Annotated in this window: 15 protein-coding genes; 13 read left to right on the top strand and 2 right to left on the bottom strand. The window is 74.4% G+C overall.

Annotation, left to right across the window (positions count from 1 at the left end):
* The first annotated feature begins 78 nt into the window (after nucleotides 1-78).
* The 12 genes from AB0O53_RS01835 (at nucleotide 79) to AB0O53_RS01780 (ending at nucleotide 21,833) form a co-directional block, all read left to right on the top strand.
* Nucleotides 79-1,893 (top strand): hypothetical protein, encoded by a 1,815-nt coding sequence (locus AB0O53_RS01835; RefSeq protein WP_365192711.1) that lies wholly within the window; start codon nucleotides 79-81, stop codon nucleotides 1,891-1,893.
* Nucleotides 1,890-2,465: a hypothetical protein gene (locus tag AB0O53_RS01830; RefSeq protein ID WP_350988873.1), complete on the top strand. Its 576-nt coding sequence runs from the start codon at nucleotides 1,890-1,892 to the stop codon at nucleotides 2,463-2,465. Before AB0O53_RS01835 ends, AB0O53_RS01830 begins: the two co-directional genes overlap by 4 nt.
* A gap of 64 nt (nucleotides 2,466-2,529) precedes the next feature.
* Entirely contained in the window at nucleotides 2,530-5,166 is a 2,637-nt protein-coding gene (locus AB0O53_RS01825; RefSeq protein WP_350988871.1) for a hypothetical protein, read from the top strand.
* A 1-nt stretch (nucleotide 5,167) separates the two neighbouring features.
* Nucleotides 5,168-8,647 carry a hypothetical protein gene (locus AB0O53_RS01820; RefSeq protein ID WP_365192708.1) on the top strand — a complete coding sequence of 1,160 codons (3,480 nt, stop codon included), beginning with the start codon at nucleotides 5,168-5,170 and terminating at the stop codon, nucleotides 8,645-8,647.
* Nucleotides 8,647-10,185 carry a serine/threonine-protein kinase gene (locus tag AB0O53_RS01815; RefSeq protein ID WP_365192706.1) on the top strand — a complete coding sequence of 513 codons (1,539 nt, stop codon included), beginning with the start codon at nucleotides 8,647-8,649 and terminating at the stop codon, nucleotides 10,183-10,185. Before AB0O53_RS01820 ends, AB0O53_RS01815 begins: the two co-directional genes overlap by 1 nt.
* Nucleotides 10,182-11,645 carry a hypothetical protein gene (locus AB0O53_RS01810; RefSeq protein WP_365192704.1) on the top strand — a complete coding sequence of 488 codons (1,464 nt, stop codon included), beginning with the start codon at nucleotides 10,182-10,184 and terminating at the stop codon, nucleotides 11,643-11,645. Before AB0O53_RS01815 ends, AB0O53_RS01810 begins: the two co-directional genes overlap by 4 nt.
* Nucleotides 11,642-13,006, top strand: coding sequence for a hypothetical protein (locus AB0O53_RS01805; protein WP_350988865.1), 1,365 nt, complete (start codon nucleotides 11,642-11,644; stop codon nucleotides 13,004-13,006). Before AB0O53_RS01810 ends, AB0O53_RS01805 begins: the two co-directional genes overlap by 4 nt.
* Before the next feature lie 102 nt (nucleotides 13,007-13,108).
* Nucleotides 13,109-15,100 (top strand): DNA helicase RecQ, encoded by a 1,992-nt coding sequence (recQ, locus tag AB0O53_RS01800; RefSeq protein ID WP_350988863.1) that lies wholly within the window; start codon nucleotides 13,109-13,111, stop codon nucleotides 15,098-15,100.
* Between the two features lie 440 nt (nucleotides 15,101-15,540).
* Nucleotides 15,541-15,780, top strand: coding sequence for a hypothetical protein (locus AB0O53_RS01795; RefSeq protein ID WP_365192702.1), 240 nt, complete (start codon nucleotides 15,541-15,543; stop codon nucleotides 15,778-15,780).
* A 98-nt stretch (nucleotides 15,781-15,878) separates the two neighbouring features.
* Entirely contained in the window at nucleotides 15,879-16,685 is an 807-nt protein-coding gene (locus AB0O53_RS01790) for an HlyD family efflux transporter periplasmic adaptor subunit (RefSeq protein ID WP_350988859.1), read from the top strand.
* A 149-nt stretch (nucleotides 16,686-16,834) separates the two neighbouring features.
* Nucleotides 16,835-18,952, top strand: a complete 2,118-nt coding sequence (locus AB0O53_RS01785; protein ID WP_365192698.1) for an NHLP family bacteriocin export ABC transporter peptidase/permease/ATPase subunit — start codon at nucleotides 16,835-16,837, stop codon at nucleotides 18,950-18,952.
* A gap of 1 nt (nucleotide 18,953) precedes the next feature.
* The gene (locus AB0O53_RS01780) at nucleotides 18,954-21,833 is read left to right on the top strand and encodes an NHLP bacteriocin export ABC transporter permease/ATPase subunit (RefSeq protein ID WP_365192696.1); all 2,880 of its coding nucleotides are present in this window, start codon (nucleotides 18,954-18,956) and stop codon (nucleotides 21,831-21,833) included.
* A gap of 9 nt (nucleotides 21,834-21,842) precedes the next feature.
* On the opposite strand, the gene AB0O53_RS01775 is transcribed toward AB0O53_RS01780, so the two are convergent.
* On the bottom strand, nucleotides 21,843-23,075 hold the full coding sequence (locus AB0O53_RS01775) for an MFS transporter (protein WP_365192694.1): 1,233 nt from the start codon (nucleotides 23,073-23,075) through the stop codon (nucleotides 21,843-21,845).
* A 173-nt stretch (nucleotides 23,076-23,248) separates the two neighbouring features.
* Between AB0O53_RS01775 and AB0O53_RS01770 the strand changes: the two genes are divergently transcribed.
* Complete coding sequence (locus AB0O53_RS01770; RefSeq protein ID WP_350988851.1) at nucleotides 23,249-24,016, top strand: DeoR/GlpR family DNA-binding transcription regulator; 768 nt, start codon at nucleotides 23,249-23,251, stop codon at nucleotides 24,014-24,016.
* A gap of 51 nt (nucleotides 24,017-24,067) precedes the next feature.
* Here AB0O53_RS01770 and AB0O53_RS01765 read toward each other — a convergent pair whose 3' ends face one another.
* Nucleotides 24,068-24,352 carry a hypothetical protein gene (locus AB0O53_RS01765; RefSeq protein ID WP_350988849.1) on the bottom strand — a complete coding sequence of 95 codons (285 nt, stop codon included), beginning with the start codon at nucleotides 24,350-24,352 and terminating at the stop codon, nucleotides 24,068-24,070.
* Between the last annotated feature and the right edge of the window lie 58 nt (nucleotides 24,353-24,410).

The following is a 24,410-nucleotide window of genomic DNA, read 5'->3' as shown; positions in this document are numbered from 1 at the left end:
CGTCACCTGACCAATTCTGTTGGGGCTCCCCCGGCGACAGTGGTCCGCGACGGCCAACGCGTGTGGGGGGTTGGTGTGGTGACACCACGCATATTCGGACTCGGCGCCCGGCGCGCCCGGGAGCGGAAGCCGGTACGACCGTCCGTCGTGCCGGGCCCGACCCACCGCGATCCGCAGGCGCTCGCCGCCGAGCTGCGGGAGCTGGCCGCGCATCCGCGGGCCGGTTCCCACAGCACCGCGCTGCGGGAGCTGTCGGAGGCGGTGGCGCGCGGCTCCGGCCTGGAGGTCTGGGCGGGCGGCGGACTGGTCGCGGCGTACGGCGGACCCGACGCCCTGGCGGCGGGCCCGGACGAGGACGCCGCACGGGGCCGCAGGCTGGGCGCCCTGCCCACGGTCCTGGTGTTCGTACCGCTGCTGATCACCTGGTTCGGGCTGGGCGCCGCGGCCTGGGCGTACCAGCGGATGCGGGACTCGGGCAGTACGGCGCAGGGGTCGTTCCTGACGCTGTGGCAGCAGGGCTTCGACGGGCGGCTGTGGCCGGTGCTGCGCTTCGACATGATGGCGCTGTGGACGGTCCTGGCCCTGTCCGCGCTGGCCACGGCGACCTTGATGCGGCACCGCTGGGAGGAGCGGGACGAGGGCGAACGCCGACTGCTGTCCCAGCGGCTGTCCGGGGCGCTCGCACAGACGCAGGCGCTGGCGGCCGGCGCCGCCGCGGCGTCGCCCGGACGGTTCGCGGCCGAGCTCCAGGGGGCGGCCGAGCAGCTGCGCGCACTGCTGGGTCAGGCCGCGACCGTGCAGCAGTGCGCCCGGGACCTGATCGTCCAGGCGGACGGCGCGGCCGGCCGCAGCGTCGCCGCCACGGCCGCGCTCGACTCCGCGGCGGACGCGCTGCTCTCGGGGACCGCGCAGATGCGCACCTCGGCGCAGGGCGCCTCGGCGGCGGCGGAACAGGTGGCGGCCGGGAGCCGGCTGCTGGCGGAGAGCGTGGACACGGCCGTCGCCTCCCTGCGTACGTCGGTCGCGGAGTCCTTCGTGACCGCCGGTCGGGACGCGGCCGGGCTCATCGGCGCGGCCGGCGAATCCGTCGCGTCCCGCTTCGATACGGTCGCGGCGGCGGCCGAGGCCCGCGGAGCGGACGCCGCGGGACACGCGGCCGCGTCGATGGACCGGGTGGGCCGGGAGGTCCACGACGCGCTGACGGCCGCGCGCGGCTCCTTCGCCGAGTCGACGCAGCTGCTGGGCTCGGCCGTGGACGGCCTGGACCGTTCGCTGGCCGCGCTGCCCTCCGCACTGGAGTCCTCCGCGTCCGAGGGGGCCGAGCGGATCGGCATGGCCTACGAGCTCGCGGTGGCCGCCCTGGCGGCCTCGCTCCGCGGGGAGGTGCGCGCCGTCTCGGCGGAACTGGCGGACCGTATCGAGGAGTTGCGGGACGTCGCGGCGGACCGGCAGGCGGCGGAGCACGACCTGCGGGCGGGGCACCAGCGGTACGAGGCCCGGCTGGGGGCCGCGGTGGCGGAGTTCCACGACAGCCTTCGCACGCTCACCAAGGCACTGCGGGAGGCCGGCCTCGCGGCGGCCCCGGAGGACGGCGTGGGAACCCGCGGCCCGGAGACACACGGCACGGCGACAGCCCACCCGGCGGAAACGGCCCGCAGTACACCCGGCCCGGCCGGACCGGGCCGGGCCACACCTGGCGCGGGCACACCCGGCACAGGAACGCCTCGCACGGCCGGACCGGGCACAGGCACACCCGGCACACCCGACCTGGCCGGACCCGGCACCGGTGCACCTGCCGCGGACGGTCCCGCCCGGGAGCCGGACGGCCGGCCGGGGCGCGGCCGGGAGCACGGCGGTGCGCCGGCCGGGGACGACCGCGAGGAGGTGCGGTGAGCCGGGAATCGCGGCGCCCGGGCGGTACCTACCTCGCCGGGTGGCTGTTCGCGGACCTGCTGCTGGTGATCGTGCTCGTGGTACTCGGCAGCGAGGTGCCGGCGGCCGCCCCGGACCCGCACCCGTCGCCGACGGCCACGGCCACCGCCACGGCAGCCACCCCGGATCCCTCGCACGGCACCTCCGCCTCCCCCACTCCCTCGGACACCGCCCGGCCCGGCGGGCTCGACCCCGTCACCGTCTCGGTCGGCGTCCGCCTCGACCCCGACGCCCTGATCGCGGGCCGCCCCTCCGAGACCGCCGAACTCACCCGGCAGGTCACCGAGGAGATCAAGCGCTACGAGGGCCGTACCGCGGCCTTCGTGATGGTGTTCGGCACCGTCCGCTCCGGCGGCTCCGTCGACACCGGCCGCAGCGACGCCTTCGCCACGGCGGTGGCCCGGCAACTGCCGCAGGCCGCACCGCGGTTCTTCCCCCCGTACTCGGAGAAGATCATCCGCGGCTACCACGACAGCGGCCAGGCCATCCCCTCCGGCACCGCGCGGATCGAGCTCTTCTTCCTGCTGTCCTGACCGGACACCCCTCAGCAGCCCGGCAGCCGGGCGGCCCGACAGTCCCGACGGAGTGTGGATCGCTGTGAACTCCACGACGAACAAGCTCAGCCTCGCCGACCTCCGGCTCTTCGCCCAGCAGACCCTGACCATGCTCAGCGAGCAGGACGTCCCCGACACACCCGAGGCGCACGCGTCACGCGACCGGGTCCAGGCCCTGGCCGGCGAACTCGCCTCCCGCCTCGACGCACCCGTCACCATCGGCGTGGTCGGGGAGTACTCCGTCGGCAAGTCGCTCCTCCTCGGCACCCTGCTGGGCAGGCCCGACCTGCTGCCGGTCGAGGCCGCCCCCAGCACGGGCAACATCACGGTGCTGGAGCTGACGCGCGGCGCCGCGGGCAGCACGACGGCCGTCTCCTCGACCACCGACATCACCTTCCTCGACGAGGAGCGGCTCGCCGCCTGCGTGGGCGCCATCCTCGGCGAGCTCGTCGCCACCGTCGACGCCAAGCACCCGGAGCTCGGCACCCGCGAGATGCTCGGCGGCTACAACCCGGTCACCGACCCGCGCGGCTGGGCCCCCTTCGAGGCCTGGTACCCGCGGCTGTGGCCGTCCGGCACCGGCCAGGTCGCCGCCGAGACGATCTCGGCAGCACACCGCGACACCGTCACCGAGCTCTGCCGGATCCGGGACGCCGCGCTCAGCCAGCAGGACCTGCTGGGCAAACCCATCGGGGTGGCGACGGAGTCGATCCGCGCGGCCCTGGTGCTGGAGGCGGCCCGGCGCACCCCTCCGACGGCTCCCAAGCGCAACGTGCAGCCCTTCGACATGGCGCAGCTGAAGCAGGAGAAGACCGCGCCGGACGCACTGCGCCGGGCGTTCCCGCTGATCGAGCGGGTGACGCAAGCGGTCACGCTGTCCCCGGACCACTGGGACATCGGCGGGCTGACCGCCGAGGAGCACACCGTGCGGCTGCTGGACTTCCCCGGCATCGGGGCGGCGGGCTCCTACGGCCGGGACACCTTCCTCAGCCGTCGCGAACTGGTGAACGTCCACACCATCCTGCTGGTGGTCAACGCCTCGCGGGCGGAGTCCAAGGGCGCCTCCGCGTTCTGGGACATGCTCACCGAGGACGGGCGGCAGCCGCAGGCGCTGGCCAGCGCCGCCCTCGTCGCGGCGAACGCCTTCGACCTGGCGAAGCCGCCGGCCCTCAGCCAGTACCCCGACGGTCCGCTGCCGCTGGAGAAGCTGCTGCCCCACGCCGCCGAGATCAACGGCGTCCACGTCTACGGCAACAAGTTCGTGGCACAGCGCGAGGACGGCATCGTCGTGGTGTCCTCGATCAACGCCATCCGCGCGCACCAGCTGTCCTACACCGGGGCCTCCCCCGAGACCCGGGACCGGATCAGCGCGGCGCTGCGCGCCCTGGATCCGCCGGGCACCCGGCGGTGGGAGCCGATCGCGGGCCGGCTGGCGGCGGCCGACCCGGACAACGCGTGGACGCCGCGGCTGCGCGCATACGACGAGGACGGCGGCATCACGCGGCTGCGCACCCTGGTCGTGCAGCACGTACGGCGCCACGGGGTCGCCCAGAAGCTGGAGCGGGCGCAGCGCTCCCACCAGAAGCTGACGCGCGAACTCGGCGTGCTGCGCGGCCACGTACGGCGCGCGGGCGGCGGCCGGTCGCAGGAGTACCGGGAGCTGGCGCAGCGGCTGACCGAGTTCCGCAGGCTGCTCGACGAGATGCTGCCGGCCCTGCACGCGCTGCGCGACGACGGCCCGCCGGGCGGACCGGACGGCGGGCCCGACGCCCATGAGGCCGGCGGCCGGCCGCCGCGGCGCGGCGAGACCGCCGAGGCGGTCCGCGACGAGGTGTTCGACTGGCGGGAGTGGCAGGAACTGCTGAGCCGGGCCGAACGGGACCGGCACCACCTGGTGCCGCGCAGCGAGCCGCCCTCCAGCGACGGCATCCCCATCAAGGGGCGCCGCCCGGGCCGCGGGGCGGGGGCCGACGGCGGCGCGGCGGGCTCCGGCAGCGGTGGCGGCGGCGCGTCCGCGGACTCCACCGAGGCCTTCCTGGACAAGTTCCGTTCGCTGGTGGACCGCCGTACGGACGACGGCCGCGACCAGCTCAGGGCGTGGTTCGAGAACTGGGCGGCCCACTGGCGCGAGGAGTTCGGGCCGCTGCGCGCCTGGATGGCCGACGGTGGCACCGACGCCGTGCTCACCGAGCTGTTCACACGGCTGCGGGGCAGCGCGCAGAAGGCCGATCAGCAGCTGGACCACCTGTGGACGGCGCTGGATCCGGTCAATGCGACGGAGCGGGTAGCCGAGCTGCTGTCGGCCCCCGGTCCCACGCCCGAGGAGCAGGAGGCCCGGTTCCCGGCCCGTTCCCCGCACGCCCTGCCGTGGCACCACCGGATGCCGCTGCTCGACCAGCAGTCCGAGGAACGCGAGCGGCATCCGCGGTCGGTGGTGCAACTGCGCCAGAACACGGCGGACGCGGCCGCCCGGCTGGTCACGGAGTACTTGGGGCGCACCCTGGCCCGGATCGAGAAGGACCTCGTCGCCCTGTACACGAAGGCGGGCGAGTACCTGCCCACGGAGACGGAGGTGCGGCCGCCGCGGCCGTCCTTCCCGTCCGCCTCCGCCGCCCCCGACGGCGGGGAGGAGCCCGACCAGCCCATCGACGTCCTCATCCGAGCCTGGAGCGCCGACTGACATGAGCGCAGCACTGAACATCTCCTTCCGCACCCCGCACACCGGCGACGCCGCCTCCGGCGTGGTCGCGCTGGGCCGCAAGCACTTCCGTCTCTACGCGGGCCCGGACGGCATCCCGCTGCCCGAGGTGGTCCTGGAGCAGGACCCGGAGGGCGGCGGGCCGGCGGTCGTCACGGTCCACCTGCCCGCCCGGATCGACGTCCGGGCGGAGAGCGGGAGCCTGATCCCCGCCCAGCTGGCCTACGCCCTGCAGGCCTGCTGGGTGCCGCAGGAGTTCGCCCCGATCACCGTGGACGGGCCGCGCACGCTGTCGTGCGAGGCCCTGCTGCCGACGTCGCTGGTGCACGCCGGGACGGGCTCCGCCGCGGCCTCGCCCGACGGCGAGCCACTGCGGCTGGACGTCTACTGGAGCGTCGACTACGCCGGTTCGCAGGGTGCCGAGACGGCGCACGGGGCGGTCATGCTGGAGTTCGCCCCGCCCGGCGAACAGCCCGGTCCGGTCCCGCAGGCGCCGCAGCAGGACGACCTCCTGCGGCTGCGGGACCTGGAGGGCAGCAGCCATCAGAACGAGTTCGTCGTCGTGGACTTCGGTACGACCGCCTCGACGGCGACCCTGCACGACGAGAAGAAGGTCAAGCAGCGGCTGGTCGACCCGGCTCAGGTGGCGTCCCTGTCGGCGATGCTGGCGGACCTGCTCGGGCCGCCCGCCGACGCGCCGCCCGCATGGCGCGAGGAGGTGCGGGCGCTGCTGGCCGACACCGTTGCGCTGCCGCGCGAGGACAGCACCGCGACGACGGGGAGCACGGTCCTGGCGCGGATCGCGGAACCGGGGGCCGCCGACGCTCTGATGCTGCGGGTGGAGAGCATCCGCCAGCAGGCCGAACCGGATCTGCGGCGGTGGCTCAACCGGCGCCTGCACGCCGGCTACGCGGCCGTGATCGGCACGCCGCCGCTGGAGCGGCACGGCGTCCGGCCGGTCGCCTACCCCGACGGCACCGGCCGTCACACCCACACCCCGGCCAGCGCGATGCTGGAGGTGGACTACGCGGGCGGGGCGGTGCCCGAGGACCCGCAGGTGCGGCGTTTCGAGCTGTGCGGGGACAACACCCGTGGTCTGACGGGGATCAAGCGGGCCGCGCTGCAGCTGAAGCCGGAGCCGGTGGCGGGCAGCGACCTGTCCGCGGACCATCTCACGCAGCACATGTACCTGCTGCTGGTGGAGGGCGCCGAGGAGGCCACGCGCACCGACCCGCTGGGCACGGTCAGCCGTGTGCCCACGGTCGTGGTCACGTATCCGACCACGGTCCTTCCGGAGGTCAAGGACCGTCTGAAGGAACTGGTCGGCCGTGCTCTGGGCGACCCGATGACCGTCATGGACTACGACGAGGGCCTCGCCGCCGGGCTGTACTTCCTGATGCGGGACCTGACCGACGACCTCAACGCGGGTCTGGAGGCGCTGCGGGCGCGGTGCCGCCGGGTGGGGGACGATCCGCCGACCTGGCACCGGATCATGCTGGTGCTCGACATCGGGGGCGGCACCACCGACATCGCGCTGCTGCGCCTCACGCTGGTCGACCAGACCCCCGAACTCACCCAGGAGCAGGAGTTCGTCTCCGGGCGCAACTACCGGCTGGAGCCCGAGCTGCTCGGTTCCACCGGCCACGAACGGCTGGGCGGGGACCTGCTGACGCTCCAGGTGCTGTACTGGATCAAGGCCCGGCTGGTGGACGAGCTGCGCTCCCCGAGCCAGGAGCACGACGACGGCCCGCAGGAGGAAGGGGTGGATGCGGCGGCCGGAGCCGGGCCGCGGGTGGAGCGGCGCGCCCTCGCGGAAGCCCTCACCGAGCAGGCCGCGGACCGGCTGGACACCCTCGTGTCCGACGACATCCGGCAGATCCTGTCCGACTGCCTGCCCACGGACTGGGCGGGGGTCGTGGACCCGGCCGAACGCAAGGCCCGCCACCTCCGCTTCCGGCTGCTGTGGCGGCTCGCGGAGCGCAAGAAGCGGGAACTGGGCGCGGCGGGAGCCGTGGACGCCGTGCTCAAGCACGAGGACGTCGACGCGATCCTGCGGGCCGCCCCGCACACCCTGGGCACGGTGCGCGGCCCGATCACCCTCGAAGCGGGCGAGTTCCGCAAGCTGATGCGGCCGGTGCTGCGCCGGGCGGCGAAGCTGGGCGCCGATCTGGTGCGCGGCTCCTTCCGGCGGATCCACGAGGAGAACGAGCGGCGTACGCAGGAGGGACTGGAACCCCTTCCGGAACCGGTGCTCGACCAGGTGGTGCTGTCGGGGCGCACCAGCGCCCTGGAACAGCTCCAGGAGCAGGTCGTCGCCGCGCTGCGCCAGGACGAGGCGGACGGCAGGGCGGGGCTGGGCTGGCACGAGGCCACGGAGCTGTCGGTCGAAAGGGAGTTCGCCAAGCAGGCCACCTCCCTCGGCGCCGCGTGGGCCCACTCGGTCCGCAACCGGGCCGGACAGATCGACCACAACGACACCAGGAGCGGACGCACCGGCGCTTCCGTCCGGATGAGCGACCTGGACATCAGGCTCCAGGGCCTCTTCTCCAGCCTGCCCTGCGACTTCGGGCCGATCGGGCAGATGGGGCGGGTCAATCCGCTGCTGTGGGCGGGCGACCCGTTCGCGGAGCTCGACTCCTCGGGCCGGCTGGGAGTGCGGACGGACTGGAACCCGCTGAGCCGGGTCGTCGAGCTGCACCGCGACCTCGGCTCGGGAGACTCCATCCAGTGGGGCGTGTTCGACCTCGCGCTGACGGCGAAGAAGGAGAACTTCACGCCGCTCGAATCGGTGTGGCGCCCCCCGAACGGCAGCGGCCGCGGGGTCCGGTACCAGGTCGAGATGGACCACCGGCTGGTCGCGTCGATCCTGCTGTGCAACGGACCGGCCCATCTGCTGGTCGGCGGGCTGGGGTTGGAGCTCGACGGGCTCGTGCCGGGCCTGTCCTTCGACCCCGACCTGCCGGAGTGCTCGGTGCCCGGCCGGATCTGCGTCGCGACGGGGGTGGACGAGGAGGGGGTGCGGCAGCTGGCCGAGGTGTTCCCGGCGACGGGTCCGGCCGGGCCGGCCGGAGCCGGGGACCCGCAGGCGGTGGCCGCCGGCTATCTGCCGGAGTCCTTCCACGACACGGCCGACGCCGACGAACTGCCGCTGCCGGGCCGCGTCGCGGCGATCCCGGTCCCGCCGCTGGAGGCCAACCACACCTACACCTACGAGTTCTACCTGGACCGCGGGGACGGCGACCCGGTGTTCCTGGGCCGGCTGAGCGCGGCGCAGCGGGCCCGCCACCACGCCACCCTCGATGCCCGGGGGCGGCTGCGGGTGCACCGGGGCGTGGTGCCGTACGTGCCCGCCGAGACGCTGCGCGAGGTGCAGCGGTATCCGGGGCGGGTGCTCGCGCGGCGGATGGATCCGCCGCTGACGGACTTCAACCACCACTGGGACCCGAACAGCGGGAGGCACTGATGAGCGGCACGACCGCAAGTGACGACGGCGTGCCGGCGGGCGCGCTCACGGCGGCGCTGAACTCCTTCGCGGAGGCGGCGGGTGCGCTGCTCGCCACCCCGTCGCAGTGCCGCGAGGTCCTGCTCGGCGCGTTGGGCCGGTGCTGGGAGGAGCTGCACCCGGTGGGCCGCCACCTCCGGCCGTACGCGCACGACCCGGCGGGGGTCTACGACCGCTTCGAGTCGGCGCGGGCCTCGCTGGAGCGGCTCCTGTGGGCGGCGGACCGGGCGGGCGCGGCCGAGCCAGGTGCCGTCGGTGCCGGTCCGGCGGACCGGGTGGAAGCCCCGTCGGCGGCCCCGGCCGGCACCCTGCGGCCCCACGACGGCGCCGGGACCGGGGCGATGCCCGATCCGGCTCCGGATACGGATACGGATACGGCTGCCGGTGCGGCGGACGGGCCCGAGCGGGAGTCGGGCGGCGCTCCGCCGGGGACTGCGGCCGGTACGGGTCCGCAACACCCGGCCACGGGCGGATACGGCGGTGGGGTCGCGCCGCCTGCGCGGTCGGCGCCCCCCGCGGACCCGTTGGCCGGATTCGAGGCCGCGCTCGCTGCTCTCGAGGGCCGGCTCCGCACGGAACAGAGCGGCTACCTGCCCCGCACCCCGGCGTCCGCGGCGATCCGGCCCCCGGCCGGCAGCGCCGAACGCATCGCGGCCACCTGGCAGCGCCTCCACATGGCACTGCTCCGGCTGCCCGCCCATCTCCGCGAGGAATGGCGCGTGGAGGCCCTGGAGACGGCCGGGGCCGCCGGCCTGGCCGTCACCGCCGAGGACGCCTCGGATCCGGACGTGATCGTGCCCGGGCTGCCGCGGGGCCTGCGCGCGGCCGAGCGGATCCCGCTCGTGGTCGCGGCCCCCAGGTCCGCGGCGACGGGCGTGCGCGAGGAGATCCACCTCAAGCTCGGCACCTCGCCCGGCACCGTCATGGACCTGCCGTCCACCGACCCGCGGCCCATGTGGGCCGTGCGGGCCGAGCAGGCGCTCCGCCTGGTGGACCTGGACCCCGAACTCCACGTCGCCGTGCTGGTCGAGGACCCTCCGTCCAGCCTGGCGACGGAGGAGGCCCGGTTGGGCTACCGCCTGCGCCTGGACAGCCTCCTGGAGAGCGCGGGCTCGTCCCAGGCGGACGACTGGCCCGCCGACAGTCGGCTGGCCGCCGCCCACGAGCTCGACATGGTCCTCGGCGGCCTGGTGCACAAGCGGCCGGCAGCCACGGACAGTTGGTGGTGGCAGTGGCGCACCGGCGTCTCGGAGGTCCTCGCGCCGCTGGCCGAGAGCGCCGGGTACCGGCTCGTGTCCAAGGACGTCTCGCGGTGGACCATGTACGACATCGACGCCTACACGGTGAAGAACTCCGTGCCGGGCCAGAGCGGGGAGCCGTTGGTGCAGTGGGTGCTGTGGACCCCGCTGCAGCGCAAGGGCGGCTCCGCCGGGAACGAACGCAAGGGCCGGATCGTCATGCGTCCGCAGCAGCAGTACGGACCGCAGGCCTCCCCGTGAACGCCGACGGGACGGCGCGTTCCGGCGCCGACCGCCGGGCCCGGCAGGTCGGCGAGCTGCTCGGCGCGTGCGCGGCGGGCCGGTCCAACGGGCTCTCGCCGCAGCTCGTGGCCGACCTCGCGGACGTGTACGACGGCACCGGGCGGACGCCGGTCACGGTGCGGGTGGCCGTGCTGCGCGCGGACACCGGCCCGGCCTCCGGGCACCGGCTGGTACCGCTGCTGACCGGGGTCCGGCCGCCGGGCGAGCCCGGCGCGGGTGACCTCGTACCGCTCACCTACGTCCACGAGCCCGCCGACCTGCCGCTGCTGCGGCTCGGCGACGCACAGGTACGGGGGCTGAACCGGCTGGCGCGGGCGCTGCTGGCGCGGCCGGAGTCGCTGGCCCGCGCGCCGCTGGCCCGGCACGGCACGGCGGCCTGGCTGCGCGTGCGGGCGGCGCAGCGGCAGCGGACCTTCTTCCGGCCGCGGTACGCGGGGCAGGAGGCGGTGGAACGGGCCTGGCGGCGGATCCAGGACGTCACGGCCGCGGGCGCCGGGGCGGCTCCCGGGGCGGCCGGTGCGGTGCTGGACGTGCCGGTGCGCCACCCGTTCCTCTTCCACGGCGATCCGCTGCCGTGGCCGGCCACGGGCTCCGCCGGGTGCTACGGCTCCGGGGGCCCGCGCATCGAGGTGACCGACCTGCCCGTGCCGCCCGGCGGCGGGCCGTCGGCCCATCTGGCCGAGGCGCTGGACGCGGCGCACCTGGTGCTGGCCGCCGCCCCGCACACCGTGCTCGCGGGCAAGGAGCCGTTGCCCGCCCTGTTCCGGAGCCTGCTGGAGCGGGGCCGGCCGGGCGGGGACCGGGCCGAGGTGGTGCTCGTGGCGACGACGAGCGGGCGGCGCGGCCCCGGTGCGACGGCCGCGCTGGGCGGCTGGCTGCGCGGCCGGGTGGCGGCGGCCGCGGGGCCGGCGGCGCGGGACCTGGCCGTGCACGCCGTGGCGGTCGGCGAGGCCGAGCGGGCGCTGCGGATCCTGCGCAGCCCGCGGGGCAGGCCCACGACGGCGGTGGAGCAGGCCCGGGCGGACTGGGCGATGTCCGGGATGCCGGAGCTGTGCGGGTCGGTGCTGGCTCCCGCGCTGGACCGGGTGGCCCGGACCGGGGCGGAGCTGACGCGGCGTCGCTTCCGCGCGGCGCTGCACGGCGTACGGCTCGACTCCCGCCGTCCGGCGGGCGCGCGGCCGGCCAGGGCCCCGGAGGACGACTGCGAGCGGCTGTGGGACGAGGTGGAGGCGTTCGCCGCGGGTCCGCTGGCGGAGCGGGCCGTGCGCCGGTTCGGACCGCCCGGCGCCCCGGCCACCGGCGCCCGTGCCGATGCGGCCACCACCGAACCCGCCACCGCCACCGCCGCCGAAGCCGTCACCGCCGCCGATGCCGATGCCCAGGATCCGTCCGACTCTCGGGGAGCTTCTTCGCCATGACCACCACGACCTGGCTGATCATCCTCCTGGTGCTGTCCGTCCTCGCGAACGTCGCGCTCACGGCGCAGCTGACCGCCCGGCGGCGCACACCGCCGGCCCTGCCCCCGGCCGACCCCGGAACGGGCTCGGCGCAGACCCTGCGCGAACTGGAGAGCGCCCGTCAGGAGCTCGATCGGGCCCGCCGGGCCGCGGAGCACGCAACCGGCCTGCTGCAGGGCCGCGACCTCGAACTCGGCCGGGTCCGCGGGCTGCTCGCACAGGCCCGGGACCACGCCGCCGACGCGGGCGCCGCCGCGGAGGAGACCCGCGCCCTGCGCAAGGAACGCGAGGAGTTCCTCGTGCGGCTGCGGGAGCTGGAGGAGGAGGTGCGCCGGCGTGCGCGGGAACGGGACGACGCCCAGACCCAGGCCCTGGCCCGGATCCACGAGCTGGAGAGCCGGCTGGCGGACGCCGAGGCCCGTGCCGAGGGTCCGCTGGGCCCGGAGCCCGTCTCCCCGGCGATCCCCCGCCAGCTGCCGGTGGGCCGGGACACGACGGCCGACAGCAGCGTGGACGGCGCCGATCTCGGGCCGGTGGTGGTGCGGGCCGCTTCGGCGCGCGGCGACCGCGCGCGGCACGACGGCGAGCACCGGCGCGACGCGGTCCTCCTGCGCTTCGCCGAGGAGATCCCCGCGCCGACGCTGCTCAGCGCGGTGGCGGCGGGCAGTCCGCGCGGCCGCTGGTCGCAGTCGGCGGCCGACCGCGCCTGCCGGAGCCTGGCCACGCAGGTCGGCCGGTACGGAGAGGGCCTGGGCCGCGCGCTGTACGGGCCCGACGGCGACGACGCCGCCCTGGGCGCCCTGCTGCGGACGGCGCTGCAGGGCGTCGCGCACTCGATGCGGCTGGTGACCCGGGGCGAGGGCCCGGGCGGTGAGGCCGACGACGCCGCGATCGAGGTGGCGCTGACCGGGCTGCTGACCCGGCTGGGCGACGGCCGGGAACGCGAGCACCTGGCCTTCGGCGTCGGCGACGGCACGCTGCTGCGGCTGCGGGACGGGCAGTGGAGCGCGGTGTTCACGCCGGGGGATCCGGCTCCCCACCGCAGCCTGCGGTTGCCCGCCGACGCCGCGCGGGTCGGCTGGCAGCGGCTGACGACGCTGCCCGGCGACGTGCTCGCGGTGTGCAGCCCTCCGATGGCCGAGCTGCTGCTGCGCGATGACGCGGGTCCGTGGTTCGCGGCCCGGTGGGCGGGCCGGCAGCCGTACCTGACCTCGTTCCTGTCCGAGGTGAACGTTCCGGTCCGGTCCACCGGCGGCGACCGCTCCGTGGTGTGCCTGTGGGACTTCGGCGACGCCCGGGAGGCCCGGTCGGCGACGCCCTGACGCCCTGACGCCCCGGGGCCCGGCCCCGCCGTACGCCTCTCCCGCCCGCCGGGTTCCGGCGGGCGGACCCGGCGTGTCGGCGGGTGCCGATAGGCTTCACGGATGGCCCTTCCGGACACTTCCCCCGAGACCTCCGACGCTCTGCAAGTACTGCACCGCGTGTTCGGATACAGCTCCTTCCGCGGCGAGCAGCAGGAGATCATCGAGCAGGTGATCAGCGGCGGCGACGCACTCGTGCTGATGCCGACCGGCGGCGGCAAGTCGCTCTGCTACCAGATCCCGGCCCTGGTCAGAGAGGGCACCGGCGTCGTGATCTCGCCGCTGATCGCACTGATGCAGGACCAGGTGAACGCGCTCAACGCGCTCGGGGTCCGGGCCGGATTCCTCAACTCCACGCAGGACCCGTACGAGCGGCAGGCCGTCGAGCAGGCCTTCCTCGCCGACGAGCTGGACCTGCTGTACCTGGCCCCCGAGCGGCTGCGCACCGAGAGCGCCCAGCGGCTCCTCGACCGGGGCAGGGTGTCGGTCTTCGCCATCGACGAGGCGCACTGCGTCGCCCAGTGGGGCCACGACTTCCGGCCCGACTACCTCGCGCTGTCCATGCTGCACGAGCGCTGGCCGAAGGTGCCGCGGATCGCGCTGACGGCGACGGCCACCGAGGCCACCCATGCCGAGATCGTGGCCCGTCTCGGCCTGGAGGACGCACGGCACTTCGTCGCCAGCTTCGACCGGCCGAACATCCAGTACCGCATCGTCGGGAAGAACAATCCGGTCAAGCAGCTGCTGGAGCTGATCCGGACCGAGCACGCGGGGGACGCCGGAGTCGTCTACTGCCTCTCGCGGGCCTCGGTGGAGAAGACCGCGGCCTCCCTGGTGGAGCAGGGCATCGACGCCGTTCCGTACCACGCCGGCATGGACGCCCGGGCGCGCGCGGCCAACCAGGCGCGCTTCCTGCGGGAGGAAGGGGTCGTGGTGGTGGCGACGATCGCCTTCGGCATGGGCATCGACAAGCCGGACGTGCGGTTCGTGGCACACCTCGACCTCCCGAAGTCGGTCGAGGGCTACTACCAGGAGACGGGCCGCGCGGGCCGCGACGGCGAGCCGGCCACGGCGTGGCTGGCGTACGGCCTGCAGGACGTGGTCCAGCAGCGCAAGCTGATCGACGGGTCCGAGGGCGACGAGGCGCACCGCCGCTCGCTGGGCATGCACCTGGACGCCATGCTGGCGCTGTGCGAGACGGTCGAGTGCCGCCGGGTGCGGCTGCTGGCGTACTTCGGGCAGACGGGTACGCCCTGCGGCAACTGCGACACGTGCCTGACGCCGTCGGAGTCCTGGGACGGGACGGTCGCCGCGCAGAAGCTGCTGTCGACCGTGTGGCGGTTGGCGAAGGAACGGCGGCAGAAGTTCGGCGCCGGCCAGATCATCGACATCCTGCAGGGCAAGAAGACGGCCAAGGTCATCCAGTTCGACCACGACGCGCTCTCGGTCTTCGGGGTCGGCGCGGATCTGGGCGCCGCGGAGTGGCGGGGCGTCGTGCGCCAGCTGCTGGCGCAGCGGCTGCTCGCGGTGGAGGGCGACTACGGGACGCTGGTGCTGACGGAGGACAGCGGCGAGGTGCTGGGGGGACGCCGCAGCGTCCCGATGCGGAAGGAGAAGGCGCCGGCCGGTCCGTCCCGCAAGGAGTCCGGCTCGCGCTCGGGCAAGGGCGCCCGCGTGCCGGTCGACCTGCCGGCCGCGGCCGAGCCGGTCTTCCTGGCCCTGCGCGCCTGGCGGGCCGGGACGGCGAAGGAGCAGGGCGTGCCGGCGTACGTCGTCTTCCACGACGCGACGCTGCGGGAGATCGCGACGCGGCTGCCGGCCACGGTGGAGGAGCTGGGCACCATCGGCGGCGTCGGCGAGGCCAAGCTCGCCAAGTACGCCGAGGGCGTCCTGGAGACCCTGGCGGGCTGCGGCGCCGGTGGGCCCGGCCCGGCCGCCGCGCCGGAGGCGGAGCCCGCCGCGGCGGCGGCGCGGTCCGCGGCTCCGGAGGACGACGAGCCGCCCTTCGACCCGGAGGGGATGGAGCCGCCGCCCTGGGACGAGGACTGGCAGTAGTACGCCGCGTCCGAGCACATACGGCGAAGGGCCGGGTCGTCAGCCGACGACCCGGCCCTTCGCCGTATCCGCACCCGGTGTGGTGGCCTCGTCACGCCCCGCGCCCTCCGCAAACCTGCACATCGTGTCCGCGATCTCGCCAGGCAGCCTCCCCCACGCCTCCGTAGGACCGGCAGAACCCCTCCGCTTTGGACCGTTTCGACCCGCTGTGTTCCATGTAAGCAAGGTGCGGCCCGTATCTGTTACTCGATCTCGTGAAGAAGTCGCCACCATTCCGTGAATCAAGCTGCACGTCCGTTGCCACAGGTGCCTTCCGGCCCGTGATGGGCAGTCAACGGGATTGGATGAGCAGCCCGTTCACGTGCTTTCATCGTGCGCATCGCAGCACCGGGAAACCGGCAGCGGCGATGAATTCCTCCCCCCATTGAAAGGTGCGCGCAATGCGTAACGACATCGAGACCCGCGAGATCCACGACACCGAGCTGGACGCCGTCTCCGGTGGCATCATCAGCGTCTCCGGCGGCCTCGCCGGCGCCGTGACCAGCGACGTCAGCGGCCTCGTGGGTGTCGTGGGCTCCCTCGACACCGTCCAGGCGGCGACGGGCCTCGTCTCCCACGTCCCCGGCCTCGCCACGGGCATCACCGGTGTTTCGCTGAACACCGGTCGCGCCGGTCTCTGATCGGGAAAAGCCGATGAACCCCGGAGCATCCCCCACGGCTCCGGGGTTCACGGCTGCCCCTGCGCCCCACCGATACGAATGCAGCGAAGGAATGGTCCGTGCAGTTTCGCCAAAAGGCTCTTTCCAAGCTGCAATCGCCCGAAGAACTCGATCTGCCCGTGCGCTTCGCGCGCCCGCAGGGGCGGCTCGTCCTCATCGTGACGATCGCCGTCATGGCGGCCTCCGCCTACTGGGCCTTCACCGGCACCGTTTCGTCCAAACTCGGCGCACCCGGCATCCTGACCCGGGCGGCGGGCAGCTATGTGTTGCAGACCCCGGTCGCGGGACAGGTGACTGCGGTCCTCGCCGAGGAGGGCCAGTCGTTGGCCGCCGGCGCGCCCCTGCTCAACGTCCGTACGGAGCAGGGGGAACGGCCGGTCCGCGTCGTGGCGGGCGGCCGCCTGACGACCCTGGTGGCCAAGGTGGGCTCGGTCGTCGCCACCGGTGCCGATGTGGCCACCGTGGAACGCGTGAACGATCCGGCGGACCCCCTGGTGGCGGTGTTGTACGTGCCGGGCGGCAGCGGCCCGGCGATCCCCGTCGGCTCCCGCGTCGACCTGAGCGTCCAGTCCGTCCCCAGCCGGCAGTTCGGCATGCTGCGCGGGCGCGTCACGGAGGTCGGCCGCGCACCCCTGACGCAGGCGCAGATCGCCGGCTTCCTCGGCGACGGCGGCCTCGCCGAGCAGTTCTCCCGCCACGGCAGCCCGGTGGCGGTGGTCGTACGGCTCGAACGTTCCTCCTCCACCGCCTCCGGCTACCGGTGGTCCTCCGCGGACGGCCCTCCGTACGCCGTCGATTCCAGGACGCCGGTCAGCGGCGCCGTCCACCTCGCCGCGCAGCGCCCCGTCGACTGGCTCCTGCCGTGAGCGCGCCGCGGACCGGGACACCGCCGCGGCTCCCGCCCTCCGGGGGCCGGCGCCGGCGCCCCGAACCGAAGGGCGGCGCCCGCCGCAGACCTGCGCCCGCACCCACGGGGCGGACGCCGCGGCCCGTACGCACCCCCACCGTGCTGCAGATGGAAGCGGTCGAGTGCGGCGCCGCCGCGCTGGCGATGGTGCTCGGCCACCACGGCCGCTTCGTCCCCCTCGAAGAACTCCGCATCGCCTGCGGCGTCTCCCGCGACGGCTCGCGCGCCAGCAACCTCCTCAAGGCCGCCCGCGGGTACGGGCTGAAGGCCAGGGGCATGCAGATGGACCTGGCCGCGCTGGCCGAGGTACGCGGCCCGGCCGTGCTGTTCTGGGAGTTCAACCACTACGTCGTCTACGAGGGCACGACCCGGCGGTTCGGCCGCAGGGGCGTGTACGTCAACGACCCCGGCAAGGGCCGACGGTTCGTCCCCCTGGAGGAGTTCGACACCAGCTTCACCGGCGTCGTCCTCACCTTCGAACCCGGTGACGGCTTCCGCCGCGGCGGCTGCAGGCCCGGCGTCCTGGGCACCGTGCCGGCCCGGCTGCGGGGCACCTCGGGCACCATGGCCGCCGCCGTGCTCTCCAGCCTGCTCCTGGTCGCCGTCGGCGCGTCAGTGCCGGCGCTGAGCCGCACGTACATCGACATGTTCCTCATCGGGGAGCAGACCTCGCTCCTGGGCGTGCTGTTCGCCTCGATGGCCGTCGCCCTCGTGCTCACCGCCACCCTCACCGCGCTGCAGCAGACCAACCTGCTGCGCGGGCGCGTCATCTCCTCGACCCTGGGCAGCGCCCGCTTCTTCCGCCACCTCCTCAGACTGCCGGTCGCCTTCTACTCGCAGCGCAACCCGGCCGACCTCGTCCAGCGCCTCCAGTCCAACGACACCGTCGCCGAGACCCTCGCCCGCGACCTGTCCGCCGCGGGCGTGGACGCCGTGGTCGTCGTCCTCTACGCGGTGCTGCTGTGGACGTACGATCCGCAGCTCACGCTCGTCGGGGTCGGCGTGGCCCTGCTCAACGTCCTCGCCCTGCGCACCGCGATCAGGCTGAGGGCCACCGGCACACGCAAGCTGCGCGCCGAGAGCGCACGGCTGACCAACACCTCCTACGGCGGGCTCCAGCTCATCGAGACGATGAAGGCCACCGGCGGCGAGAACGGCTTCTTCCGCCGCTGGGCGGGGCAGCACGCGGTCACCCTCGACGTCCAGCAGCGGCTCGGCGTGCCCAGCGCGTGGCTGGCGGTCGTCGCACCCACTCTGGCGGCGCTCAACAGCGCCCTGATCCTGATGATCGGCGGTCTGCGGGCGGTGGACGGCCACCTCACCGTGGGCCTGCTCGTCGCCTTCCAGGCCCTGGTCACCAGCTTCACCGCGCCGATCTCCCGGCTGGGCGGGGTCGCCGGCCGGATCCAGGACTTCGCGGCGGACGTCGCCCGCCTGGGCGACGTCGAGAACTTCCCGGTCGACCCGGTCTACGCCCGGCGCGAGCCCGCCGCCTCCACCCGGCGCCTGAAGGGCCACGTGGAGCTGGACGGCATCACCTTCGGCTACAGCCCGCTGGACCCGCCGCTGCTGGAGGGCTTCTCCCTCGCGGTCGGCCCCGGTCAGCAGGTCGCGCTCGTCGGCGGCTCGGGCAGCGGCAAGTCCACCGTCTCCCGGCTGATCTCGGGCCTGCACACCCCCTGGGCGGGGGCCGTCCGCATCGACGGGATGCGGCTGGAGGACATCCCGCGCGGGGCGCTGGCCGCGTCCGTCTCCTTCGTCGACCAGGACGTCTTCCTCTTCGAGGGCACCGTCCGCGACAACGTCACGCTGTGGGACCCCACCATCGAGGACGAGGCCGTCGTCGCCGCCCTGGAGGACGCCGCCGTATACGAGGCGGTGGCCCGCCGCCCCGGCGGCATCCACAGCCGCGTCGAACAGGACGGCCGCAACTTCTCCGGTGGCCAGCGCCAGCGTCTGGAGATCGCGCGGGCCCTCGTGCGCCGCCCCAGCGTCATGGTCCTCGACGAGGTGACCAGCGCGCTGGACGCCGTGACCGAACAGGTCATCATCGACAACCTGCGCCGCCGCGGCTGTGCCTGCGTGGTCATCGCCCACCGGCTCAGCACGGTGCGCGACAGCGACGAGATCGTCGTGCTCGACCGGGGCACGGTCGTGGAACGCGGCCGGCACGAACACCTGGTCGCCGCACGGGGCGCCTACGCCTCACTGGTCAAGGAGCACTGAGGTGACCCACGCACAGCACACCCGTGCCGCCGTCGACCCGGTCGTGGCGGCCCTGGGCGCCCTGGGCAGGCCCGTCGACTGCGCGGGCCTGCGCAGCCTGTCCCTGGAGGGCCCGCTCGTCCTGTGGCTGGTCGTCGAGGGCGAGCTGGACCTGTTCGCGGTGGACGCCGCGCAGGCCGGGCACTGGCACTTCCTGGGCCGGCTGGAGCCGGGCACGCTGCTGCTCGGTCCGGCCGAGGGCCCCGACCACACCCTGGTCGGGCGGCCGCTGGAGGGCTGCCTGCTGCGCCGCATCGAACTGCGGGAGCTGCAGCACCCGCAGTACCCGCACCCTCCGCAGTACGCGGGCCCGTTCGACGGCGGGGCGTGGCACGCCGACGAAGGGCAGTACGCCACCGCCGGCACCGCGCAGGGGTGGCCGAGCCCGCTGGAGGACGCCTTCGCCCGCGGCATCGGCCGGGGCCTGCGCGTGCTGTACCAGGCGCCGTTGGACGGCGAGGCCACCACCGGGCACGGTGGGGCGGACGAGGACATCCTGTGGATGCGGATCGCCCCGGGCAGCGTCCGGTACGGCGCCGTCCACGAGGCGGAGGCGGTGGGCACCCTCCTCGTCGACCCGGCGATGTGGCAGGGCATGGTGGACCAGCAGTACCGGCTGCTGTACGCCCTGGACGGCTGGATCGAGCAACTGGAACGCGCCCACGAGGACCGTACGGCCGCCGGGATCGAGGCGGGCCGCGCCGCCCGCACCCAGGCGGACCGGACCCTGCTCGCGTCCATCGCCGGTTCCGGCCGGGGTCCCCGGCGGGGCGGCGACGACGTCGACGCGACCTTCGCCGCGTGCCGGGTCGTCGCCGGCGCGGCCGGCATCGCCCTGTCACCGCCGACCCGGGGCACCGGCCCGTCCGAGCAGCTGGATCCCGTCGAGCGCGTCGCACTCGCCTCACGGATCCGCACCCGCCCCGTCCGGCTCGCCGGACGCTGGTGGCGGGAGAACAGCGGGCCGCTGGTGGGCCGCCGCGAGCAGGACGGCACACCGGTCGCCCTGCTGTGGCGGCGCGGCCGCTACGAGGCGGTCGACCCCGCCACCGGCACGCGCGAGCGCATCGGGAAGACCAACGAGGCGGCCTTCGAACCGCGCGCCGTCATGCTGTACCGGCCCCTGCCCGACGGGCCGGTGGGCCTGCCCGCGCTGTTCCGCTTCAGCATGCGCGGCACCCTCCCCGAGCTGCGCAGCCTGCTGCTGGGCGGGCTGGTCTCGGTGGTGCTGGCCGCGCTGGTGCCGATCGGCACCGGCCAGGTCCTCGGCCGGTTCGTCCCGCAGGCGGAGAACGGCCTCATCGTGCAGACCGGGCTGGCCCTGATCACGGCCGGCGTCGTCGCGGCCGTCTTCATGCTGCTGCAGAACACCGCCCTGCTGCGCATGGAGGGCCGTATCGAGGCGACCTTGCAGCCCGCGGTGTGGGACCGGCTGCTGCGGCTGCCGGCGACGTTCTTCGCGGGCCGTTCCACCGGCGAACTGGCCGGCGCCGCCATGGGCATCAGCACCGTACGCCGCGTGCTGTCCGGGATCGGGCCGGTCTGCGTGCAGGCGGGCACGGTCGGCGTGGTCAACCTGGTGCTGCTGCTCCTGCACAGCGTGCCGCTGGCGCTGGCGGCGCTGGGCATGCTGGCCGTCGTCGCGGTCGTCTTCCTGGGCCTGGGGCTGTGGCAGCTGCGCTACGAACGCCGGCTGAACCGGCTCGGCCTCCGGCTGGCCAACCAGGCCTTCCAGACCCTGCGCGGCCTGCCCAAGCTCCGCGTCGCCGCTGCCGAGAGCTTCGCGTACGCGGCCTGGGCGCGGGAGTTCGCCCGTACCCGCGACCTGCAGCAGCGCATCGGCCGGATCCAGAACGTCGTCACGGTCCTGGGGGCCGTCCACCTCCCGCTGTGCACCCTGGTGATGTTCGTGCTGCTGGCCGGACCGGCCCGCGGTGCCATGTCCGCCAGTGAGTTCCTCACCTTCAGCACCGCGCTGACGATGCTGCTCTCGTCGGTCACCCAGCTGACGGGGGCGTTCATCTCGGCCGCGGCGGTGCTGCCGATGTTCGAGCAGATCGAGCCGGTGCTGCGGGCAACCCCCGAGGTGGCCCGCTCCAGCACCCCGCCGGGGGAACTGACCGGCGCCCTGGAAGCCAGGAACCTCTCCTACCGGTACGCCGACGACGGCCCGCTCGTGCTCGACGACGTCAGCCTGAGCGTCGCGCCGGGCGAGTTCGTCGCGATCGTCGGGGCCAGCGGCTGCGGGAAGTCGACGCTGCTGCGGCTGCTCATCGGCTTCGACAAGCCGCTGTCGGGCAGCGTCCTCTACGACGGCCAGGACCTGGCGGCGCTCGACCGGGCGGCCGTGCGCCGCCAGTGCGGTGTCGTCCTGCAGAACGCCCAGCCCCTCACCGGATCGATCCTCGACTGCATCCGCGGAGCCGGCACTTTCTCGCTCGACGAGGCGTGGGAGGCCGCCGCGATGGCGGGCCTGGCACAGGACATCGAGGCCATGCCGATGGGCATGCACACCATCCTGTCGGACGGCGGCGGCACCGTCTCGGGCGGCCAGCGCCAGCGCCTGATGATCGCCCAGGCCCTCGTCCGCAAGCCGCGCGTCCTCTTCCTCGACGAGGCCACGAGCGCGCTGGACAACGAGGCGCAGCGCGTGGTCATCGAATCCACCCGTGCCCTGCGGACCACCCGCCTCGTGATCGCCCACCGCCTGTCCACGGTGATGGACGCCGACCGCGTGATCGCCCTGTCGGACGGCCGCATCGTCCAACAGGGCCCCCCGGCCGAACTCCTCGCCGACCCGGAGGGCCTCTTCCACACCCTGGTCCGCCGCCAACTGCACTGACGGACGCGTTCAACGTGCGGCCGCGGACTCCTTGCCGGCCGGGTCGCGCGGGGCGGCGGGCGCGGCGCCGGGGTCGGGGGCGTTGCGGCGCAGCCAGAGGCTCAGGGCGCCGCAGCCGACGGCCAGCAGGAACAGCAGCAGGGGCACCGTCCTCACCTCCATCGTCTCGATGACGGCACCGAGCAGGGGCGGGAAGGCCACCCCGCCGATCATCGAGGCGGCGATCACGTAGGCACCTGCGGCGGCCACCCCGGGCACGGCCCGGTTCAGCCAGGGCAGACAGGTCGGGAAGATCGGCGCGATCATCAGGCCGACGCCGAGGTACGCGTACGGGGCGAGGGCCGGGACCGTCGCCAGCAGGAGGAAGCCGGCCATTCCGGAGCAGCAGACGAGGAGGATCGTCGGCGCTGGCAGGCGCAGGCTGATCGGTGCGGCGACGAACCGGCCGACGGTCATGGCGGCCCAGTAGGCGGAGGTCGCGGTCGCGGCGGTGGCGGCGCCGTATCCGACGGCTTCGAGGTGGGTGGGCTCCCAGCCGCCGACGCCGGTCTCGATGGCGACGTGCAGGACGTAGATCCCGATGAACCCCGCGATGATCGGGAGCACCCGGGCTCCGCCGGGCGCCGCGGCTTCCGCGGGGGCGGGGTCGGGCTCCCGCGCGGCCACTCCGCCGAGGGTGGCCAGGATGAGCAGGCTGATCACTCCGGCGCTCAGGAAGATCTCCGGGTAGCTGTCCGCCCCGAGCCGGCCGATCAGCGCGGGGCCGGCGATCGCGCCGATGCCGAAGTGGCCGTTGAGGAGGTTCAGCATGGCGGTGCTGCGGTGGCCGAAACCGATGGCGAAGAGCCGGTTGAGGCCGTAGTCGATACCGCCGAAGCCCAGGCCGATGACGAACGTGCCGGTGAGGGCGAGGGCCCAGCCCGGCGCGGAGACGAAGACGGCCGTGCCGATCGCCATGAGCACGTAGGAGCCGCCGAGCAGCACCCGGTTGTTCAGCCGGCCCCGCAGGAGGTGGTGGAGCAGCACGCCGAGGAGGGCGCCGACGAAGTGGGCGCTGAGGCTGAGCCCGGCGACGGCCGGGCTGATGCCGTACTCGGCGCGCAGGGCCGGGATGGCCGGGCCGTAGAGCGCCTGGAGGGCGCCGATCACCACGAACGCCAGACAGGAGGCGCCGATCGCGGCGGTGGTGAGGAGGGGCTTGCCTCCTCCTGACGGATCGGCCCCACGGCTGGCGGCGGTCACGGCACTGCTCCTCATCATCCATGGCCGGATGAACGTCATCACTGTTCACCGCAGCCGGAAGTTCACATCCCTTCGATCAAATTACACACCACGAGTGTTCGTTTCAACATTTTCGATGTGCGAAAAGCTCATCCACGCAGCCCGCCGCTGCCATCTGTGCTAAAAGCAGACACATGAACGTGATGGAGAGGCACAAGTTCGTCGTGGGACTGCTGGTGCAGCAGAACCGCGCGACGGTGGCCGAGTTGGCCGAGGCCACGGGCGCGTCCGAGATGACCATCCGCCGTGACCTCGAGGTACTGGAGTCCCGCGGAGCGCTGCGCCGGGTGCGCGGCGGAGCCGTGAGCAGCCTGCCCGGCGGCGTCGAGCCTCCCTACGCGATCCGCGCCCTGTCCGGGGTGGAGGCCAAGGAACGCCTCGCGCGCACCGTGGTCGCGCTGCTCACCGACGGCGAGACCGTCGCGCTGGACACGGGGACGACCGCCGTCGCCGTGGCGAACGCCATGGCGGACCGCCGGTTCACCGTCGCGCCCCTCTCGCTGCACGCGGCCTTCGCCCTGTCCGCGCAGCCGGGGATCCAACTGGTGATGCCCGGCGGGCAGGTGCGCCCCGAGGAGCTGTCCTTCCGCGGCCACACGCCGCTGCAGACCTTCAAGGACCTGTGCTTCGACACGTTCGTCCTGGCCTGCTGCGGGGTCGACCCCGTCCAGGGGGCCACCGCCTACGACCTCGACGACGTACAGGTGAAGCGGGCCGCGGTGGCCGCGGCGCAGCGGGTGGTCCTCGTCGCGACCGCCGACAAGATCGGCCGTGCGGCGCTTGGCCGGATCTGCTCCCTGGAGGAGGTCGCCCTGTTGGTCACGGACGCTCCCGCGGACTCGCCCGCCGTCGAAGCGCTGCGCGAGCGGGGCGTCGAGGTGGTGCATCCGGCCGCCGACTGAGTACGGAGGCCGACGACCGGGGCCGGCGGCCGGAGAAGAGCGGCCGCAGGACTACCGCGGGGCCACCCGGCAGGCGCTGACCGCGGTCCCGTTCGTGACACCGCTCGCCGTCAGACCGGTCACGCACTGCTCGTGCTCGCCGGTCAGGCCGACGTAGCAGGCCATGCGGATGGAGTCCGGGGCCTCTCCGCCCTGGAGTTCGCGCTCGACCTGGTTGATGCAGGCCGTGACGTCCGCGTGGGCGGCGGGAGCGGCCAGGGCCGCGCCGCCGAGGGCGAGGGCCAGTGAGGCGAGGACACCGGCGATACGGGTCGACGTGCGAGTTGACGTACGCAAGGGGATGCACCTGCTCTCGGAGTGCGGTCACCCGACCGGACGGCGAAGAGCGCAACGG

This window comes from Streptomyces erythrochromogenes (genome assembly GCF_040684695.1).
Classification (GTDB): Bacteria; Actinomycetota; Actinomycetes; order Streptomycetales; family Streptomycetaceae; genus Streptomyces; species Streptomyces erythrochromogenes_C.
This window is presented reverse-complemented; position numbering and strand designations above follow the sequence as displayed.

Excerpts from the sequence above, each read along its gene's own strand:
- AB0O53_RS01820 (WP_365192708.1), top strand. The coding sequence starts at position 5,168 with ATGAGCGCAGCACTGAACATCTCCTTCCGCACCCCGCACACCGGCGAC.
- AB0O53_RS01815 (WP_365192706.1), top strand. The coding sequence starts at position 8,647 with ATGAGCGGCACGACCGCAAGTGACGACGGCGTGCCGGCGGGCGCGCTC.
- AB0O53_RS01805 (WP_350988865.1), top strand. The coding sequence starts at position 11,642 with ATGACCACCACGACCTGGCTGATCATCCTCCTGGTGCTGTCCGTCCTC.
- AB0O53_RS01785 (WP_365192698.1), top strand. The coding sequence starts at position 16,835 with ATGGAAGCGGTCGAGTGCGGCGCCGCCGCGCTGGCGATGGTGCTCGGC.
- AB0O53_RS01770 (WP_350988851.1), top strand. The coding sequence starts at position 23,249 with ATGAACGTGATGGAGAGGCACAAGTTCGTCGTGGGACTGCTGGTGCAG.
- AB0O53_RS01795 (WP_365192702.1), top strand. The coding sequence starts at position 15,541 with ATGCGTAACGACATCGAGACCCGCGAGATCCACGACACCGAGCTGGAC.
- recQ (WP_350988863.1), top strand. The coding sequence starts at position 13,109 with ATGGCCCTTCCGGACACTTCCCCCGAGACCTCCGACGCTCTGCAAGTA.